This is a genomic window from Brumimicrobium glaciale, assembly GCF_004152935.1.
GTDB classification, from domain to species: Bacteria; Bacteroidota; Bacteroidia; order Flavobacteriales_D; family Crocinitomicaceae; genus Brumimicrobium; species Brumimicrobium glaciale.
Genome location: NZ_SETE01000001.1, coordinates 865,025 through 885,910, shown reverse-complemented (window position 1 = coordinate 885,910; position 20,886 = coordinate 865,025). Strand labels below are relative to the sequence as shown.

12 protein-coding genes are annotated in these 20,886 nt (G+C 33.0%); 8 read left to right on the top strand and 4 right to left on the bottom strand.

Annotation, left to right across the window (positions count from 1 at the left end):
* Positions 1 to 59 precede the first annotated feature (59 nt).
* The 8 genes from ERX46_RS03445 to ERX46_RS03410 all read left to right on the top strand — a co-directional run bounded on the left by ERX46_RS03445 (position 60) and on the right by ERX46_RS03410 (position 12,598).
* Entirely contained in the window at positions 60 to 425 is a 366-nt protein-coding gene (locus ERX46_RS03445; RefSeq protein WP_130092428.1) for a hypothetical protein, read from the top strand.
* Positions 426 to 525: 100 nt separating this feature from the next.
* Positions 526 to 1,668, top strand: a complete 1,143-nt coding sequence (locus ERX46_RS03440) for a HEAT repeat domain-containing protein (RefSeq protein ID WP_130092427.1) — start codon at positions 526 to 528, stop codon at positions 1,666 to 1,668.
* Positions 1,669 to 1,701: 33 nt separating this feature from the next.
* Complete coding sequence (locus tag ERX46_RS03435) at positions 1,702 to 3,159, top strand: glycosyltransferase family 2 protein (RefSeq protein ID WP_130092426.1); 1,458 nt, start codon at positions 1,702 to 1,704, stop codon at positions 3,157 to 3,159.
* A gap of 154 nt (positions 3,160 to 3,313) precedes the next feature.
* Complete coding sequence (locus ERX46_RS03430; RefSeq protein ID WP_165366132.1) at positions 3,314 to 5,989, top strand: tetratricopeptide repeat protein; 2,676 nt, start codon at positions 3,314 to 3,316, stop codon at positions 5,987 to 5,989.
* A 31-nt stretch (positions 5,990 to 6,020) separates the two neighbouring features.
* Positions 6,021 to 8,117: a DUF4838 domain-containing protein gene (locus ERX46_RS03425; RefSeq protein WP_165366131.1), complete on the top strand. Its 2,097-nt coding sequence runs from the start codon at positions 6,021 to 6,023 to the stop codon at positions 8,115 to 8,117.
* Positions 8,118 to 8,122: 5 nt separating this feature from the next.
* Complete coding sequence (locus ERX46_RS03420) at positions 8,123 to 8,644, top strand: DUF1573 domain-containing protein (RefSeq protein ID WP_130092423.1); 522 nt, start codon at positions 8,123 to 8,125, stop codon at positions 8,642 to 8,644.
* Positions 8,645 to 9,262: 618 nt separating this feature from the next.
* The gene (locus ERX46_RS17640) at positions 9,263 to 10,825 is read left to right on the top strand and encodes a helix-turn-helix domain-containing protein (protein ID WP_242494524.1); all 1,563 of its coding nucleotides are present in this window, start codon (positions 9,263 to 9,265) and stop codon (positions 10,823 to 10,825) included.
* Positions 10,826 to 11,017: 192 nt separating this feature from the next.
* Positions 11,018 to 12,598 (top strand): helix-turn-helix domain-containing protein, encoded by a 1,581-nt coding sequence (locus ERX46_RS03410; RefSeq protein ID WP_130092422.1) that lies wholly within the window; start codon positions 11,018 to 11,020, stop codon positions 12,596 to 12,598.
* A gap of 203 nt (positions 12,599 to 12,801) precedes the next feature.
* Here the strand turns inward: ERX46_RS03410 and ERX46_RS03405 are convergent, their stop codons facing one another.
* The 4 genes from ERX46_RS03405 to ERX46_RS03390 all read right to left on the bottom strand — a co-directional run bounded on the left by ERX46_RS03405 (position 12,802) and on the right by ERX46_RS03390 (position 20,765).
* Positions 12,802 to 13,500 (bottom strand): response regulator transcription factor, encoded by a 699-nt coding sequence (locus tag ERX46_RS03405; RefSeq protein ID WP_130092421.1) that lies wholly within the window; start codon positions 13,498 to 13,500, stop codon positions 12,802 to 12,804.
* Positions 13,501 to 13,506: 6 nt separating this feature from the next.
* Positions 13,507 to 14,856, bottom strand: a complete 1,350-nt coding sequence (locus ERX46_RS03400; RefSeq protein WP_130092420.1) for a sensor histidine kinase — start codon at positions 14,854 to 14,856, stop codon at positions 13,507 to 13,509.
* Positions 14,857 to 14,914: 58 nt separating this feature from the next.
* Positions 14,915 to 16,105: a glycine C-acetyltransferase gene (kbl, locus tag ERX46_RS03395; RefSeq protein ID WP_130092419.1), complete on the bottom strand. Its 1,191-nt coding sequence runs from the start codon at positions 16,103 to 16,105 to the stop codon at positions 14,915 to 14,917.
* A gap of 775 nt (positions 16,106 to 16,880) precedes the next feature.
* Positions 16,881 to 20,765, bottom strand: a complete 3,885-nt coding sequence (locus ERX46_RS03390; RefSeq protein ID WP_130092418.1) for a DUF7948 domain-containing protein — start codon at positions 20,763 to 20,765, stop codon at positions 16,881 to 16,883.
* Between the last annotated feature and the right edge of the window lie 121 nt (positions 20,766 to 20,886).

The following is a 20,886-nucleotide window of genomic DNA, read 5'->3' as shown; positions in this document are numbered from 1 at the left end:
TGGTACTTTAAAACTTTATAAGTAGATTTGTTGGAGAATAATAAACTAAAAAAAACGCCATGAACTCATTAAAGTATAATCTATATTATTTAGAATCTCAATTTGTAGGTTTTCCGTTAGTAATTAGAGTAACAATTTTTCTAGTTACAATTTTAGCTTTAATATATATAGGATCACTTATTAGAATTTTCTTTTTGGCCCGTACTCAAACTAGAATGACTAATCGCGAAAAAGAGATTCAAAAGAAATATGAAAAGAAATTAAAAACTATACTTTTTTCTGATGAGGATATTTCAACAGATGAAATCAAAAGAAGACTTGGTTTAGACAGTGACTCATTAAATGAATGGGAAAAGTTTCATGTTACCAAACTTATGATCAATCTTATTAAACAAAATGAAAAGGTTGAAGTAAGTGCAAAATAGCAACTTAATTTCATTCTGTATAGCGTTATTTTAGTTTTGTTATTACCTTATTATGTATCAGGACAGAAAAGTAATATTAAGTTTGTATAAAAATCAATAAGTGAATTCAATAAAATATTATTTATACTATTTTGAGTCAAAGTTTATAGGGTATCCTTTTGTAATTAGAGTAACACTTTTCTTAATAGTAATTCTAGTATTAATTTATTTAGGTTCAATGGTTAGAATCCTCTTCATTGCAAAAAAAAGGAACCAATTTGAGAACAGAAAAAAGCAAATAAAAGAGGAATACGAAACAAAATTGAATCAGGTTCTTTTCTCAGAAAAGAATCTTTCATCACAAGAAATAGAAAAACAATTAAACATCAATAGCGATCCCATCAAGGAATGGGGTAAGTCTTACATATCCAAATTAATACTTTCCTTAATTAATCAAGACATGAAGTTAAACGTTAGAAATTACAAACAAACACTAAAAGTATTTGAACTTCACGCTTATTGGGAAGATCAACTGCGTAATAAAAACGTAAAAGACGAGGGAACGGCATTAAGAATTCTTGATGACATGAGTGAAGACGCTTCAAGTAATGCTATTTCAAATAAAACGGGTTCTCAAAATGACAATCTTCGAAAGCATGCAAAGAGCATTTTCATGAAGTTTGACTCTAATGATGCATTTAAATTCCTAGAGGACGATTTTGATAAAGACTTTAACTCCTTGGATGAAGTTCGAATCCATGACGCCTTAAAAGAAAAATCAAAATCTAGAACACTCCCTCCACTTATTAGATGGGTGAATACAGCCAAAAATGAGTTCTTTAAATCGTTTTTAATCCAAGAAATTGGTTACTTTAAGCAAATAGATTGTGCTGAAAAATTAATAGAGATTTTCAAAGAACCTCTTTCAAACAATCTGGTTAAATCTCAAATTGCAAAAACTTTGGGCGTCATGGATTACAAGGCAGCCATTCCTCATTTAATTGAAGGGTATGAATCCAACCCCCAAGAAGTACAAGAAAGTGTAATTCACGCAATGGGAGAATTAGGAGGCCAAGATGCTTTAGTCTTTTTAGAAAAAATATACCATGAAACGCATAATAAAGAAACATTAATTAAAGTTTTGCAGAACATCTATCTAGTAGATGAGTCGAAAATAGTTTTTAATAAATTAAAAAGTACTAGCACCACAGACTTTGAAAAATCAATATTTAATTACATAGATCAAGGGTTTTCTGTTAGATAAACCTTTGTCTTGTCAAAGTAACAAAATAAGTAAATGGAAGGTGTAGCCCTCGTATATCAGTATCTGATATTTTTCTATTCATTTTTAATGACGGTAATTTATATTAGCCTAGCTATTCTAGGGTATATAAACATTGTTAGAAATAAAAGAAAGTATACAGAAAAAGAGGAAGAAGATTTAAAAATGCTTCCTGAAATTGCTCCAGGAATATCTGTTGTTGCCCCTGCATTTAATGAAGAAGTTATTATTATTGAAAACGTAAGATCTCTACTTAATTTAGATTATCCGAATTTTGAAGTTGTAATTGTAAACGACGGGAGTAAAGACAAAACATTAGAGCTTTTAATAGAGGAGTTTGAATTAATAGAAATTCCTTTCCCATATATTCAAAAAGTAATTTGTCAACCTGTTAAAAAGATATTTCGTTCAAAAAATGAAAAATTTAGGCGTTTAACAATTGTAGATAAAGAAAATGGGGGTACAAAGGCCGATGCTATGAACGCAGGTATTAATGTAGCCAAGTATGACTATTTTATTAATACGGATGTAGATTGCCTTTTAGCGCGTGATACACTAACTAAATGTATTCTGCCTGTTCTGGATTCCAAACGTAGAGTTATTGCTGTTGGCGCAACCATGAGAATGGTAAACAACTGTGAGGTGAAGGATGGTGTTATAACAAGGGTTAGACCTCCAAAAGCATTTATTCCTACCTTTCAAGAAACAGAATATTTGCGCTCTTATCTTTTGGCGAAAATGGGATGGTCAATGTTCAACCTTATTCCTAACGTTTCCGGTGGATTCGGACTTTTCTATAAGCCCGTAACTATTGATGCTGGAGGGTATGATCCATTATCTCACGCTGAAGATATGGACATGACTTTGAGAATGGTAGCCAACATGAGGGACAATAAACAAAAATATAGAATTGTTCAAATTCCAGATACTTGTTGCTGGACAGAAGGACCTCCAAATATAAAAGTGCTTCAAAGACAGAGATCGAGATGGGGTCGTGGATTACTTCAAATTTTCGTTGTACACAGAAAGCTTTTATTCAATAGGAAATACGGTAGAATGGGATTTTGGGTAATGCCTTATGCTTTAGTTTTTGAGTTCATGGCTCCTATTATCGAATTCTTTGGTTTACTATTTATGATATTCCTTTTATTCACTGATCAAGTAAATTTCAATACTTTTTGGTTGATGTTATTCTTTGTTTATCTGCTTGGAGTAACTATTTCATTGGTTGCAATTTCCTTTGATATTTTGACGAAAAAACATTACAACAGCTATAGAGAGTACATTAGGCTCGTCATTTTCTCTTCTTTAGAAGCTGTAATCTATCACCCATTGATTGTTATATTTAGTTTAAATGGCTATATTCAATTCTTAACTCGAAAAGATTTCAGTTGGGGTGCAATGACTAGACAAGGATTTAAACAATCTGAAAGTGAGACGGAAATTTTAACAACAGCAGTAAATAAGAAATGATTTATACAATCTTAATATTACAATCCAAATGAATACAATAATCTCGTGTATACGGAATATTTCATTTATCTTGATTATTTTGTTTACTTACCAAATATCATTTGCTCAGACAGAGATAAATCTGGATGAAAGAGATTCATACATTGAAAAAACTATGAGTCAGTTTGATCTTGGTAAATGGGAAGAAGGTAAAAAAACGATTGATTTAGGGTTAAAAAAATATCCTTTCGATTCGGATCTTAAAATGCTGTCAGGGAAGTATCATCACCATAAAGGTCAAAATGAGAAAGCCCGATATGATCTTGTAAAAGCCTTACAAATAAATCCCGACAACGTTGATGCAAAACAGATACTCGTTAACGTAGAATTAGAAACGAAGCGTTACTCGAGTGCTATTTGTTATGTCAATGAACTACTTGAGGTCAATCCATATTGGAGAGGTTTATGGCGTAAGAAAATTCAATTGTACAAGTTACAAGGGAACTACATTGAGGCAAATAGATTACAAGAGAGAATTAGCCAAATCTATCCTGATGATAAAGAAATAAGAAATGATTATATATACGCACTTGAACTAGAAGCAGCAGCCAAAAGGAAAGATGGAAATATCGACGGAGCAATTGAAGTAAGTAAGAAATTACTCAAGGAGAATCCGGATAAAGTAGAAAACTACATTCTCATGTCTAATGATTATCTAAAAGCAGGCGACCTAAATACTGCTCTAAGTTACATTGATCGTGGATTAAATACTTTTCCCAATAACAGTGAACTCATTAACAAAAAGGCAGGAATTTTAGCTGAACAGAAAAAGTATGATGAGCTCCTCCCCTTTTTACAGAAAAAAGGATATTCCCAGCAGTACAGTTATTACTTGATGGAAGCTGCGCGCTATGCAAAAAACCAAGAAACGCATATTTTATACGGGAAAATTTTTGAAGCAGAGCCTGGGAATGAAGAAGCATTTGAAAATGTTTTTAATTATAATCTTTCTGCAGGACAGTATGGAGAAGCTTTAAGATTAATTAAAGTTCAACGCAATGCTACTGGGAATACCAAAAATTTATATTTAAAAGAACTTACTACTTATAAATTGATGGGCAATGAATCTAAGAGTATTGCTTTGACGAAAAGTTTATTTGAGCGCTATCCAAATGACGCTGATGTCCAATATGCTTATGTTATGGTTGTTTTTGAAGATGCTAAATATAAAATGTCTGAAAAAAGATATGCTGAGGCAATAGATGAATGGTATAAAGTAATTCAATATGGCGATGATGAGTTGATTTATGTCGCACAAAATTCAATTTTCAACGCGCACATAGAATTAGAGGAATATTTGGATGCTTTAAATGTACTGAACGAACTTATTGCGCTTGAACCAACAAACAATGAGTTGTATTTAAAGAGAGCAGACCTTTATTATAAACAGAATAATTATAATATGGCGCTCACTTCTTATGAAAATATTCTAGACAAATCTTCCGGCAATCAAAAGACCAGATATCTTTCAGGATACGGAAACATTTCAACACTTATCGTTAAGGATTTAATTGAAGCTTATAGATTAAACGAAGCGCTTCAATATACAGAAAGATGGTTGGAACAAGATCCTAAGAATAAATTAGCATTGCGATATGCTATAAATTTATCATATCAAACCAATAATCCAGAGAAGGCTTATCAATATGCTGATAGAGGAAACACAGCATATCCTGATGATATTTTTTTCCTTATAAAAATGGCTGAAATAGATTCTGAAAATCCTGAAAATTATCAAGAAGTATATTATTTATTGCTGGAAAAAGTAACTGCAGATCCTTACAATCAGGAATTGATTAATGCTTACAGTCAAATCACAGAGTTATATAGTCATCAATTGATTAGAGGAAATAAAAGTCCTGATGCCATTATGAACTTGAACAATGCTTTGCGTTATTCTCCGAATAACAATACACTTAAGTACACCAAAGGAATAGCTTACGAAAAAATAAAGAATTACGATTCAGCATATTATTATCAATCATTTTATGTGCCCTCACCACAGGAGTTGCGCCAATTCAATCATTATTTATACTATTTATATTACAAAAGTTTAGATGATCAGATTGGATTGTATCACTTGCGCAGTCGTCCAGGTGAAGCGGATGTAATAAGTCCATTGTCTTCATTTAGTTACAGTCACACCAAGCGACGCAATACTTACACTGGAAGAGTAAATTATGCAGGTAGACCACCAGGGAAAGGATTTCAAGTACAAGCGGCATGGTTGAGAGAATGGAACAGAAAAACGTCAACATTAATTGATGCCGCAGTGGCCAATCAATTTTTCCCTAAAATTAGTGTTAACGCTTCTATATATAGAGATATTGATAAACTCAAGGAAGTCAACCTAGAGTTAGGAGTTGGTTATAGATTTTTGGATACTATTGGCTCAAATGCAAACCTTGGAAGTACAAGTATGTTTAACATTGTATTAGGCGCAACTAAAGTGATTGATGATTTTAGAATAAATGCACGATTCAATAGCTTCTTATTGGATTTCAAATACCTCTACAACGTAACAGTAAATGGTCGATACACGCTATGGTCGCCAAAACATTATGTTACCGCAATGGCAGGGTTTGGTTCCTCTCCAGATATTGAACTTTTAGACTATCAGATATACAATGGATTCTCAGCCGTAAATACAATGGTTGGAGCTGGATTCACTTATATGTTAGCCAAAAATGTCTCCTTTGGAATATTAGGAACCTGGTATAATTATAAAACAAATGACAATGATTACAGAAATTTTCACAATATATTCCTGAATTTAAATGTCGCGTTTTAACAAATATTTCAGTCTATTCTTAATCTTAATTATGACTATAATAAGTTGTTCTGCCAAGAATCATATTGGTCTAAAAGCGAATGGATATGTTATTTCAACAGAACCAGATTTAGAAAGTATTTCTCTTTCTAATCTAGCATATAATGAATTACAAAAACATACAGACGAAGAAGATATTATATCATTAATTCAAGAAAACTGGATAGAAAATGAAGAGCTTAAAACCATTCATTTCGAAGTTAATCCAAATTCAGAAAAAGAGTATTGCATTCTTCTTACTACACAAAAATTAACTATCACTATTAAAAATAAGAATAATGCAACATGGATAGTTAGTCAGCTTGTGGAAGCGTTAAGTAAAGTAGATGATAGATTTGAAGCTTCAAACCTGCCTCCATCAACAATTGACTTTACTACCAATTGTGCGAATTTTGATTTCTCCTACCGCGACCCACATTTTGTAGATAACTTGATTCCTGGGAATTCTTTGATTTTAGGAAACAATAATGTAGATCTTGATTGGGGTATTTGGGGACACAACTTGGCTAAAGTCATGAAAGAAATTAGTGATACCAATATTTATGCTCTGGTAAATAATGTGCGCAATAAAGACCAATTCTCTTTTGGTTCGCCGGAACTATTCTCCTACCTCGTGCAATATATTTTAAACAATTTTGGGGATGGTGAAGAGAAAGGGTACCACTTTATGATTATGCCGCAAGACAATAATCTTGTTTGTATGTGCGATGAATGTAAGGAAATGGGCAATACTGCAAAAAACGCTACTCCTGCAGTCAGCAATTTCATAAGTAAAATGGGCAATCAATTTCCTAAGCATCAGTTTTTTACTTCATCCTATCTTACAACAAGAACGCTCCCAAAAGAGAAAATGAATGATAATACAGGAGTTTTTCTGAGTACAATACAATTAAAAAAAGGAGTTGATCTGCACTTGAATCAACCCAAAACAGCAAAGTTTGTAAGTGAATTAAAGTCTTGGAATGTACTCACACCAAAGATTTACATTTGGGATTATTCGGCTAATTTCGATGATTATCTAACGCCTATTCCAACACTTTATAGCTTACAGAAACAACTGAAATTTTATAAAAGTCAAGGCGTTGAAGGAGTATTTATTAATGGAAGTGGTTATGACTATGCGGCTTTTGGAGATTTAAAGACTTTTGTTGCTGGAGCATTATTGAAAAACACGAACGAAAACATAGATCAATTATGCACCTCATTCTTTAAAAAGTATTACCCAAAAAATCACCAGCTTTTAACTGATTATTATCTTTCATTAGAAAAATCATTCGCTCAAAAAAACAAAACCTACAGTTTATATGATGGAATAGATGAGATTTTGTCCACCTATTTAAATCCCAATGATTTTTTAAAATTCTATGGAGCCCTAGAAAATGCCATTGTTCATTCATCCAATGATGAAAAAGAAAAACTCACTAAATTATACACTGCTTTATCATATACCAAACTTCAGATTGCATATAATAAAGTAAGCGGAGAAAATGGTTGTGCCGACATCAATGGAAATGAATTGATTATAAAACCAGAAATGAATCAATTAGTAGACAAATTAGCGAATTACGTTAATTACTCTAATTTGAATAGTTACAAAGAAGCGAACGGTGATTTGGATACTTACATTAATATATGGAGAAATGAAATTCTAAATAAACGATTTGAAAACTTGATTCTTAATGAGAATATTAAAATTTTATCGGTCCCTGATGAAGGGTCGAAAAACCCAAAATATTTAATTGATGGATTACCTGGGTTTTCAATGGACTATCACCAAGGTTGGTATATCAGTAGTAAAGATCTTAAAGTTCAAGTCTCAACCGAGAAAATAGAGGGATTAAAGAACATGCAATTCCGTTTCTTAAATAACAAAAGACATGGGTTTTATCCACCAGAAAAAATAGAAGTTTGGGGAGACAATAAGTTAATCAAGACTATTGATAATATTGAAAATGAAATGGCTTTGGAAGCTGTAGAATTTAACTTAACTTTAGATTTATCCAACGTAAAGAACATTGAATTGTTATTTTCACTAGAACCACATAAAAAAAGTAAAATTGCATTGGACGAAATACGTATTCTAAATTAATTATTATGAAAAATCTTATTTATATCATTTTTGGAATTGCGTTGATAGGATCACTGAGTGGTTGTGATGACTTATCAGAAAGTAATACAACACTGGAGATAATAGACAACAATAGACATTACTATCCAGTTTTAAGAGGACAAGAATTAAATGTCATTTTCACGTTAAAAAACACAGGAACAAAACCATTCGTGCTTAATGACATGTTAATTACCTGTGGCTGTATCGTTCCTAAAAAATCCTCTATCCGGTCTATTCCAGCAGGAAGAGAGGGGAAATTACACTTAATTTATAACAGCAATAAAAATATTGGATTTGTAGAACACCACATTGATATCTACGGAAACTTAAAAGAAGATGAGAAAATAACGCTTGTATTTGATGTCAACGTTGTTCCTGAAGGTCTTTATACAAAAGATTATGAAGAAGTTTATAAAGAAGCAAGGAAAGAAGCAGGAATCGACGTCAAAGAAATGGTAGATGGAGATGAAAGTAATAAAGGCTTCTATTTAGATGAAGACTTCTAGAATATTCCAGCCTCTGAATTAATTTATTTGTTTCTACCTTGATATTAATGAAAGACAATCATTTTAAAGTTACAAATTAGCTTTGGTTTTAATAGAAAAAAGAGGCCTCCGTCAACTGACGAGATCCTCCGAAGAATTTAATGGCTATTTCTGAAACTATGAATATTTGGTAAAAGGAAAAGTTACTGCATTAAAATTTAATATTTTGCTTTACAATGATTGTTTCCTACTAGAATCACAGCAAAACCACCAAAAGAGAATCCTGAAATTTCTTTTACTCAGACCTCATAAAGCAGCCGACGGTCATTTAAACTAAAAGATTCCTAATTACTTTACTTTCATATAAGGCAATTGGAATTTAGACCATTGACAGAAAATCGGAATCATTCCATCCATGCATTTTACGGCACTATTCATTACAATGTGAAATAAAATGATTGGAATTTCACAAAATCATTATATTTACTTCCAAAACAAGATTAAAAGGCGCAATTCGCCCTCATTCTTAAACACAGATTTAGTCGGTAAATGAAAATAGATTAAATAATTTATAATCATTTATCTTAATTAAAATCTTTCCTGTTTGGGTTATGGTCTTAAAAAGATTAAAAAATAATAATGAAGCTCCTAACGCTAATATTGATCACATTTTTCATTTCTTCTTTTGCTACTTCGCAAGAGCTAGACTTTGATAATCTGTATATGAGAACAATGCAGGACATAATGGTAAATGAACCTGAAAAATCGCTCAATAATGTAGACTATTTATACGAAGTTTCAAAAGATGATGCGGAAAGGATAAGGGCTTTAGTCTTAAAAGCTGATTTTTTGATGTATTACGGGCTGAATGATGAAGCTCAAATAATCCTTTTTAAATCAGAAGCACTCGCACGAAAAAATGAAGACTATATTTCACTCACAAGAATTTATGGATATATATCATCCCTGTACCGAGAATCTGAACTCTACTCTTCAAGTTTAAAATACCTAGATAAAGCCGCCATCGAAATTGAGAAGATTGAGGACGAAGATATGAAGTGGAGATTTAAAGGGAATATTGAGCAAGAAAAAGCAAATATTGAACTCGACAACGGAAACTATCATAAATCAATAGCACATGCTAGGAAATCAATTCAGCGTTTCTTAAAGGTAAAGTCAAAAACCACAGTAGATATTAATTATCAGCAAATAATCAGTAATGGAATTATATCAGAAGATTTCTTAAACCTAAATGAATTAGATTCTTCTTTTCATTATTTAGCAAAAGCACAAGATCATTTAAATAAAACTGATTTTAAAAGTAGCCCTTTGGAAGGCTCAATATTCAGCGGTATTGCTCAAGTGTACTTTGCAGAAAAATCTTATGAAAAAGCAGAGGAGTATTTCTTAAAAGCAAAAGAAATAGCCGATGAAGCAAAATTCTTTGATTTAAAGAAAGACATCTATAAATTGATGTGTGATTTATACAAGGAAACGAATCAAGACGAAAAATTCATAGCTCTTAATGAGGATTACGTTACGCTCGTTGACCAAGACGAAAGGTCCCGAAAAGTAGTTGCCGACAAATTACTCAATTCGCTATACGACAAACAATTAGAATCAGAAGTAACGGAACAAAAAAATTCGCAAATCATTGCCTGGTTAATTGCATTTTCTCTTTCATTGGTCATTATATTAATTTGGTACATCTACAATAAAAAACAAAATCAGAAAAAGTTTGAGGCTTTTATTCATGACTTAAACAATAAAACAATTGATAAGGTTGATACATCGGAAGCTGACAATAGTAAAAGGTACATCTCTGAGGAGAAAGAGAAAAGCATTATGCAGAGTTTGAAAGATCTAGAAAATGCACAATTCTACTTGGATGAAAATATCTCGCTCACTGGATTATCCAGTAAAATAGGCGTTAATCAACGCTACCTAACTTATGTGATAAAACAACATTTAGCGCCTGATTTCGCTACTTACATCAATGAACTCAGAATCAATTACATTGTGCATTGTATTAAATCTGACCCGAAATTTTTGTTGTATAAAATCAGCTATTTAGCTCAATATTGTGGATTCGCATCTCACAGTAGATTCTCAATTAATTTTAAAAAAATAACAGGAACAACTCCTTCAGCTTTCATTAATTATGTAAAAGAAGAGAATGAAAAGATGAAGAAGGAGAGTTAATCTTAGTAAGATATAACAGCAGTTATTTCAATTGAGGATTTCCAGGTTGATAAAACTAGCCTTCTGATCTAATTAAAATTCACCAATCATACTCTAATCAATCTATTAAATCATTAATAAATATCATATAATTAACTAAAATAATAGATACTTTTGTAAGACAGCCGAGAGCTCCGTTAATAACACTATACCATGAAACTAATAATCACTTTTATACTCATACTATTCTCAAGTTTACATGGTTTTTCTCAAAACATTTATTTTGATAGTACCTACAGAATAACAGCCCAAGAGTTAATTGGATCAGATCCTGAACAAGCACTTAAAAATGTTGATCTTCTAAATTCTATTTCAGAAAATAATGCCGAAAAGCTAAGAGCACTACTCTTAAAAGCAGCATTACTTAGAACTTATGGAATAAACAATGAAGCTTTAAGTATCCTTATAAAAACAGACAGTATTGCAACCCTTGAGAAGGATAATGTCTCATTAACAAGGATCTATGGATTAATCTCAACAATATATAGAGAGTCAAACCTAAGCTCAACAGGAGCTATATATTTCAAAAAAGCAAAAGAAGCAATTGAAAAAATAGAGGACGAAAATTTAAAAAATAGATTTCGAGGTAATATTGAACAAGAAAGTGCTCAAATTGAATTAGAGAAAAAGAACAATCCTAAAGCAATTGAACACCTTCAGAAATCTAATGAATACTTCTTGATGACAGGAACAAAAGCTGACATTCCCTATCACTTAGCCAATAACTATGGGGAAATAGCTAAGATTTACTTATTGCTTAACCAAACAGATTCAGCCTTTTATTATTTAGAAAAATCGCACGAACAATTGTCTAAATCTCAATCTGCTAATAGTCCCAAGAAAGGTTTTATTTTCAATGGATTTGCTCAAACATATATGGCAATTGGATCTTATGAAAAAGCAGAAGAGTATTTCTTAAAAGCTAAAAATATTGCTGACGAGTCAAATTATTTTGAGTTGAAAAAAGAGGTTTATTTCATGATGAGCAATTTCTATAAAGAAACTAAACAAAATGATAGGTACATTGAATTCAATGAGCAGTACTTGAAGTTAATTAACGATGACCAAGAAGCAAGAAAGCTAGTTTCAAATAAGCTAATTGAAAGTTTGTACCAGCAAGGAGTTAACTCAAAAAATGAGCAACGTCAAAATTCACAAATCATTACCTTATTAATTATTTCTGTTTTTATACTAATGGGTTTATTGAGCTGGTATATCTATAATAAGAGACAAAATAAGAAGAAGTTCCTGGCATTTATTGAAGAAAAGAATTTAGCAAAGGAAGAAAAGCAGGTTATTTCAACAGACAAAAAAGCTATTGCACCCGAATTGAAAGAGGACAAAAACTACATGTCAGAGGAAAAAGAACAAGCTATTCTCCAACAGTTGACTAAAATTGAAAAGACTAAATTCTATTTAGATGAAGAAATTTCACTGAGCTCATTATCGACTAAAATAGGTACCAATCAAAGATATCTCACTTATGTAATTAAAAAACATAATGAATCAGATTTTCCAACTTACATCAATTCATTGCGCATCAACTACATTGTGGATTGCCTAAAAAATGATCCAAAATTCTTGTTGTATAAAATCAGTTATTTGGCTGAACGATGCGGATTTGCATCACACAGTAGATTTTCCATTAATTTCAAAAAGATAACTGGTATTACACCTTCCGTTTTCATAAGCTACATTAAAGAGGAGAATGAAAAGAAAGAAAAAGCAAACTGAAAGTGAACCACCAAAGTCAAAAAGCACCATCGGATCATAAAAGATTAAAATACACTAACTATCAAAATATTAAGAGAGTAGACATTAGGCCTTTTTTCTTCTAACATCAAAATCTAATGACTGATATAAAGGCTTTTATAAGCTAAAGCAAAGTGGACTAAAGGGCATAGTTCTAACTATTTCTAAGACCAATAAATCCTACTTTATTCAGTAACTTCTTCCACTATTAATTTAAATCCAATTCCATGAATATTTTCAATTGTTACATTGGAGTCTCCAACTAAATATTTCCTAAGCTTGGTAATAAAAACATCTAAGGAACGTCCAACGAAATAATCATCTTTTCCCCACACCGCATTAAGCACCATTTCTCGTGCTACCACTTGATTTTCAAACTTCGTTAAAATCTTTAATATTTGAGCTTCTTTTTTAGTGAGTTTTTTCTCAAAATCTGAGCTCGTTAAAGTATAATTGGAAACATCAAAAACAAAACGTCCAAATTCAATTAGATCTTCATTTTCCTTTCCAACATGAATATCTACACGCTTCATCAATGCACGAACCCTAACCTTTAATTCTTCGGAACTAAATGGCTTGGTCAGGTAATCGTCTCCACCCACATTAAAACCTTTGACTTTATCCTCTGTCATAGCTTTGGCTGTAAGAAATAATATAGGAATAGTTTTATTGATTTTCCTAACATCTACAGCCAAACTAAATCCATCTTTTTTTGGCATCATAACATCAAAAATGCACAAATCAAATGACTCTTCATTGAAGCGCTTAAATCCTTCCATTCCATTAGAAGCAAGTGCTACATCATAGCCTTCCATTTTTAATTGATCGGAAACAATAAATCCCAAATTTGTATCATCTTCAACTAGTAATATCTTAGGTTTCATCTTCTTTTAATTTAATGTTGTGGGAATCCAAAAAGTAAAAGTACTTCCCTGATCGAGCTTACTTTTCACACTCATTTTCCCACCGTGTTTGTCAATAATTAATTTCACATAATACAAGCCCAATCCAAATCCTTTTACATCGTGTCTATCGCCTGTTGGCACACGATAAAATTTATCAAACACTTGCTTAAATTGTTCTTTCTCTATTCCAATCCCATTGTCTTGGATACTTATTTCAATTCCTTTATTCTTGTTCTTAGTACTCACTTTGACCTGTGTAGGATCTTCAGAATATTTAACTGCATTATCTAATAAATTGAGAATTACATTAGTGATATGCACCAAGTCTGCACTAATAATTGTCCTTTCGGCATTCAATTCAAGCACAATTTCTCCACCAGTTAAAGTCTGATTAAACCTGAAGTTTTCTGCAGTTTCTTCGATTAAAGCATGCATATCAACTGGCTCGACTTGAAAATCTAACTCATTTCTATCCAGTTTAGCCATGTTCAAAACGCGTTCAACTTGCTCCTCTAAACGTTTGTTTTCTTTATAAATTACTTCTGCGTATTTTTTTAATCTTTCTGGATCTTTAGAAAAATCATTCTGCATCAATAATTCACTAGATAAACCAATTGTAGATATTGGCGTCTTCAACTCATGTGTCATGTTGTTTACAAAATCAGCTTTTACTTCCGACATTCTCTTTTGCTTAATAATCACAGAAACAGAGAAAGCAAAGAAAATTAAAAGCACTATAATAATGAAAGAAAAGTATAACCAAGGTGAATTAGAAACAACTATTTCATTACTCGATTGTGATATTATTTCTGGAAAGTAAACCGTAAAATAATGTCCATCCCTCTTCCATCTTAATTGGGGAGAAGTCACTCCTATCTTGGCATCTGTAGCAGGAGCATACATTGAATCTCTAGAAAAACGTATTAAATTTCCGTAAACTATACTGTCGTTAAAACAGTCATAAATACCATATTGGAAATCTTGCGTAATGTTGTGCTCATAAAACGTTCGTTTTAATAATTGCTCTAGATAATAAGGATGTAAATTTTCGTTGATGTCGACTAAAAAGTAATTAGAGCTTTTTTGCTTTACTGCTCCATATAGATAAGAACTATCCACATGATGATTTCCTATTTCTTCAACTGTATTTCTCAATGCAACACGAACAGATTCCTCAAATTGTCGGACATTTAAGCTGTCTTGGCGTTCTTGAATAATTACTGCATCTTTCTGAGCCTTAATTGTTCTGTTAATCCAAAAAACTTGTACCATTAAAATACTAACAATCGACAATACACCGATTATAATTACAGCATTTATGGTTCTTCTATTCATGATATAAAAGTACTGAGATTTGCATTAAAACAACACAAATCTCAGTAATTAGAATATGTTAATCAATAACTTTTAACTCTTTCCCAACTTTAATAAAGGCTGCAATAGCTTTATCTAAATGAGCTTTAGTATGTCCAGCTGAAATTTGCGTACGAATTCTCGCTTTTCCTTTTGGAACCACCGGAAAGAAGAATCCAATAGCATAAACTCCTTCTTCTAATAATTTATCAGCAAATTCTTGCGATAATGCTGCGTCATACAGCATAATTGGAACGATTGGAGAATCTCCTTTTACAATATCAAAACCAGCTTTTAAAATTGCTTCTTTAAAATAAAGTGTGTTTTCTTCTAACTTATCTCTTAAGTCAGTATTCGTACTCAAAATATCAAATACTTTTATTGAAGCACCTACCAATGAAGGAGCTAGTGAGTTGGAGAATAAATATGGACGAGAGCGTTGACGTAACATATCAATCACTTCTTGATTGGCCACAGTATAACCTCCCATTGCTCCTCCTAATGCTTTTCCTAATGTTCCTGTGATAATATCAACGCGGTCCATACAATTGTAATATTCTGGAACTCCACGTCCAGTTTTTCCAACAAATCCTGCAGAGTGACATTCATCGCTCATTACAAGTGCATCATATTTATCTGCTAAATCACAAATTTCATTCATTTTTGCAAAGTCACCATCCATTGAGAATACTCCGTCTGTAACGATAATTCTGTGGCGTTGGTCTTGTGCTGCAATTAATTGCGCTTCTAAATCAGCCATGTCGCTGTGTTTGTAACGGTAACGTTGTGCCTTACACAAACGCACTCCATCAATAATAGAAGCATGATTTAATTCATCAGAAATAATTGCATCCTCCGCACCAAACAATGGTTCAAAAACTCCACCATTTGCATCAAAAGCTGCAGCATATAATATTGTATCTTCTTTTCCGTAGAAATCTGAAATCTTCTTCTCTAATTCTTTGTGAATATCCTGAGTTCCGCATATAAAACGTACTGATGACATTCCAAAACCATGCGAATCCAAAGCATCTTTTGAAGCTTGAATAACATCTGGATGCGAGGACAAACCTAAATAGTTGTTAGCACACATAATAACTACCTCATCTCCACTTTTCACAGTTACTTCCGCTCCTTGTGGAGAAGTAATTACACGTTCTCTTTTGTAAACGCCATCGGCCTTAATTTGCTCTAATTCTTTTGCTAAATGATCTTTTAAATTTCCGTACATCTGCTTTATTTTATTTTCTAACAAAGCTAAACATTTTAGCCATAATTGAATGGGAAATGGTGGATAAATGAAGTTGGAAGTAGGTTAAGCAAATTTGAGAATAGTTATCTAACTTTTATGAGTTAAGGATTATGAAGGTTGTTGAGTTGCCTTTTCAAGGCGTTGGATTTTTTTATGTTATTTCAAACCCATGGCGATGCCTTGGGTTGAAATAATTTAGCCTTTCAGGCTGGAGAATTGCTGATTTATAAAAATGCTTGTCTCTATTTATAAATGGTCACTATATGCTACAAAAATCCTCCGTATAAACCCTTTATCCACTTTTTGACCCTATAACCCCAGAGGTTTTCATATTGAAAATCACTAAGATCTAAGCTTTTATGATTGAGGAATCTTTTTGGAGAGGAGGGCTAAATTGCTTTTTTACAGCGTATTTCTGAATTTTCAGACTAAAGAAATTGTTGATTATTCGGGCTGAAAGTCCAACTCAATTCAGCAGGATGCAACGCGTCCTGCTAAATTTAAGGATGTTTTCTACGCGCTGAAAGTGCAGCTCACCAGCTGAACACCAATCTACTAATCAACCGTTTACATTTTTAACATTAAAATCCGAGAAAAAGTCTTGCAATGACTTGCACAGTGCTTGTCGGAGTGAATTTATCAATATATACTCCTAAGGTTTTGCAAATGAATGTTTTTTTTGGAGACGAATAGATTATTCAATTAATTTGAAGGTTTTAATCCATTAAAATCAAGGTAGAATCCAAAACTTCACCTACCTCAACAAGTTAACATGACCAACCAATTCCTTCTTATTGTTTGCGACATCTTCATATACGATTTTCCAAACGTAGGTTCCGTCTTGGCAAATCTTATTTCCGTAGGTTCCATTCCAAACGCCATTCAAATCGTAGCTCTCAAAGATTAATTCTCCCCATCGGTCAAAGATCTGTAAATGAAATTCTGTAATATTCCCTCCTTCAATAGAGAAATAGTCATTTATACCGTCGCCGTCAGGAGTGAATGTATTGGGTACATAAATTATTCCTTCGAAATGAATGCTTACCTCATCAGTTGCTAAACAACCATTCTCGTCAGTAAAAACGACAGTATAAGTGATGGACTCATTTGGTTTGGCTATTGTGTTCTTACAATCTACGCATGAAAGATATTGAGCTGGCGACCACAAATAATCATTCCCAGGATTATTGCTGTTAGCGTTTAATTGTACTTCATCTCCAACAAATCCATAATAATCTGCACTTGCACTAACGTATGGAATCGGGAAATGATCAATTTTTACAGTCGCGCTTGAACCACATCCGTACTCATCGGTAATATACACAGTGTAAACCGTTGGATTGTTTGGTGCTGCAGTGGTGATAGCTGAGTTTGGAGAAATCACACTACCCGCAGGCTTCCATTCATAAGCTACTCCTCCACTAGCCCAAAGATTTACGGTATCTTTTGGACATACTATTGTATCATTTCCTGCATTAGGAAAAGTCCCAATTATACTAATGTAAACACTATCCCTTACTGTTCCACACGGATTTGTAAAATCAATATAATACCATCTATTTACTGTTGTTGAAATAATCACACTTTGTCCGATGGTCGTATTAATATCAATATTTGGCGACCAAACAATTGAAGGCGCATCAGTAACTGTTAGATTAACAACATCACCTTCACAAACAAAAGCAGTATCTCTAACTATCGGTTGAGGTGGGCCTTGAAAAACAAAGACATCTACTTGTTCTGTTAGTGAACAACCTTGAACCGTAATTATATCCACAGTATAAGTCATATTTGAGTTAGGAGATATGCGCAAAGAATCTTCATTTGAAGGGCCTACAATAGAGGAAGGATCAGTACTTGTCCAATTATAGTCCACTCCTCCTTCTGCCCAAATAACTACCGTATCGCCTATACATATTTCTATGTCTGAAACGGCGCTCGAATTGTTTTGAAAGATTTCTAAAGTTACGGATAACGTATCTGCACCACATGAATCAGTAATGATAACTGTAAAAGTTGTAGTCGTATTAATTGTTGCTGTAGGATTTGAAATATTTGGATCATCTAAAAATGAAGCTGGCGACCATTCATAAGTCGTACCACCTGAGGATTGAAATTGATAATCTTCTCCAGGACAAATTTGATTTGGCGGTATTACAACTGCCCCACTAAAATCTCCCACTTCAATAGATAAATAGCTTGTGTCCGAATCAAAACAAGCATCATCATCAATCACCACAAGCATTACATCATAAATCCCACCTGAAGTATAAATATTGTATGGAGTTGTTGCTGTACTTGAATTTCCATCACCAAAATCCCAATAATAGGAATCTCCATTTTCAGAATTGTTGACAAAAAACACCGTATCATCTGGACAATAGGGTACATCGGGGAAAGTCATTGCTGAAAACATCGAACCTAAGTCAAATTTCCAAGCAGCAAGGTTACAATTTGAACTGTTATTGGTTTCAGAATAAGCACCAGGAGTTGTTGTAAATCCACTGGCATTTCCTTGACAAGCAGCACAAACAGCGTGATAAATTCTTCCTTGTTTATCGAAACGACTAGTACCGCCATCTACATGATTTGAACTACTCGCCACTCCTCCCATAAAAGTTCCGTAATTCAAAGCAACTGCATTTTCAGATAAAACACCTATATAAAAATTGTTTCCGTTTGTTACCGTCTGATATGCATTCGCAGTGGTAGGAAAACCTTGAGATGTACTCCCTGTTGCTTGAATAGATTGGTTGGTTTCACCACCCCAACCTGTGTAATATATTTCATTACAGTTGGAAACCAAAAATGCTGTGGGCGAAATTTCAACTACACCATTCCCTCCCCCTACTAGGGTAGACCAATTTAAGGTGGATAAATCTGTTGAATATTGTCTTATGAATTGTCCTGAATTTGGATTACTATAAACACCTGGACTAATGGTCATCGCTCCTGCCGTTTGGCCAAATACATAAACACGGTCTAATAGATCTAATTGTACAAAAAACGATTGGTCGTATTGACTAGTCCCTATATATGTTCCGCTTATTAAATTTGAGGTAGTTGCATTCAATTCAACTAAAAACCCATCTGCAGCGCCTCCTTGGTAACTTGTTTGATGACCACCTGTCGCAGGAAAATTTACTGATCTTGTTCCTCCACTTACATAAATGGTATTGCCAGAAGAAACTTGAATTGAATATCCCGCATCATCAGCAGAACCGCCAAGATAAGTTGACCAAATTAAAGTCGTTAAATTTGGATTAAACTTAGCCACAATTGCATCTTGATTGCCTCCAATTGTATTATCAAAACCATTCACAATAGGGAAATCATTGGATTGCGTTGTGCTTGTTATTAAAACATCTCCATTTTGATCCAAAATAATTTCTCCTCTGAATACATCTCCGTAGTTATAATTTAGACCACTCACATTTATTCCATCATTACTTGATCCACCGAGTAAAGTACTGGCTATTAATGCCGATCCATCTGAACTCAACCTAGCCAACACAATGTCTGTTCCGTTAAATGAAATTGAAATCTGTGTTGTTGTTGACCCTCCGTTATGACTCGTTTGATAAGCATTTGCCGACAATGGAAAATTTGTTGAAGCAGTTGTGCCTAAAATATAAAGTTCTCCTTGGTCATTCGTTATTATAGAATTAGGTGTTTCATTACCGTTTCCACCTATATAAGTAGAATACATTAAATTTGTTCCATCGCTTGAGAATTTACTAATTCCTATGTCAATTTGATAAAATCCATTTCCACCATTAAAAGTCCCATCATAAGCTCCAGTCGATATTGGATATCCAGTTCCGAAAACAATTCCTCCTGCATAAAGATTAGCCGCCAAATCCGGAGCAGCTGTAAAACCCCAATTATCTGCTGTTGAACCTGTAAATGTGGAAAATGTTAAACTTGGATCAATAATTAATGTTGAAGTTGTATCATAGCCTTCTGGAAAATAAAAACTGACTGTATCTTGATTTCTTCTAAATTCAGTATTCACTGTTCTGCGTTTATTTTCATCAGATACATTCCAAACATGCAATCCATCTTCGATAATCGGTCCAAAACGGGTTTGAATTTCAACTCTACCTTCTTCTACTTTCAAACCTTCCATTCCTTCATGAAAAATCTGAATAATTGAAGGATCAACTCCTGCTTTTATTTCAAAAGAATATTTTAGATTTTCTGGTAAAACTTCTAGTATCATATCAATTCCAGGATAGAAATCGATAAAACGCAAAGATTTAAAAGAAGCCACCTTTGATTGCCATTTAGATTTATCATTTCCTAAAAAATAGTTTTGATAGAATGTTGAGCTGTCTGATTCAACAACTTTTCCTTTCCACGATGAATTTATAAAATGACTGTGAATGGTGTGGTGTTTCACTTCATCTACTTCTTCTCCTTCGTGAGCTGCATGATAAACATCTCCTAAGTCGCTTAAAGCATAAGTAAATTTATCTTTTTCAATAAAGAAATCTCCTTTTTGCAGTCCTAATTTGTATAGAATCTGACTGTCCCATTGACCTCGATTGGGTTCAAACCACGATTCTCCGTCTTGCCCAAAACCAATTGGAGCAAACGAAAAAAGCAGTAAAAACAGAAGTATCAATCGCGTCATCATTCAAATATACAAAATGTAATTTTATCAATAATAAGACCATATCTAAATATCAGTCATTCAATCAGTAATATGACTCATTTCAAAGCGGTTTCGTTGCTTTTAAAATTGAATTAATAACACT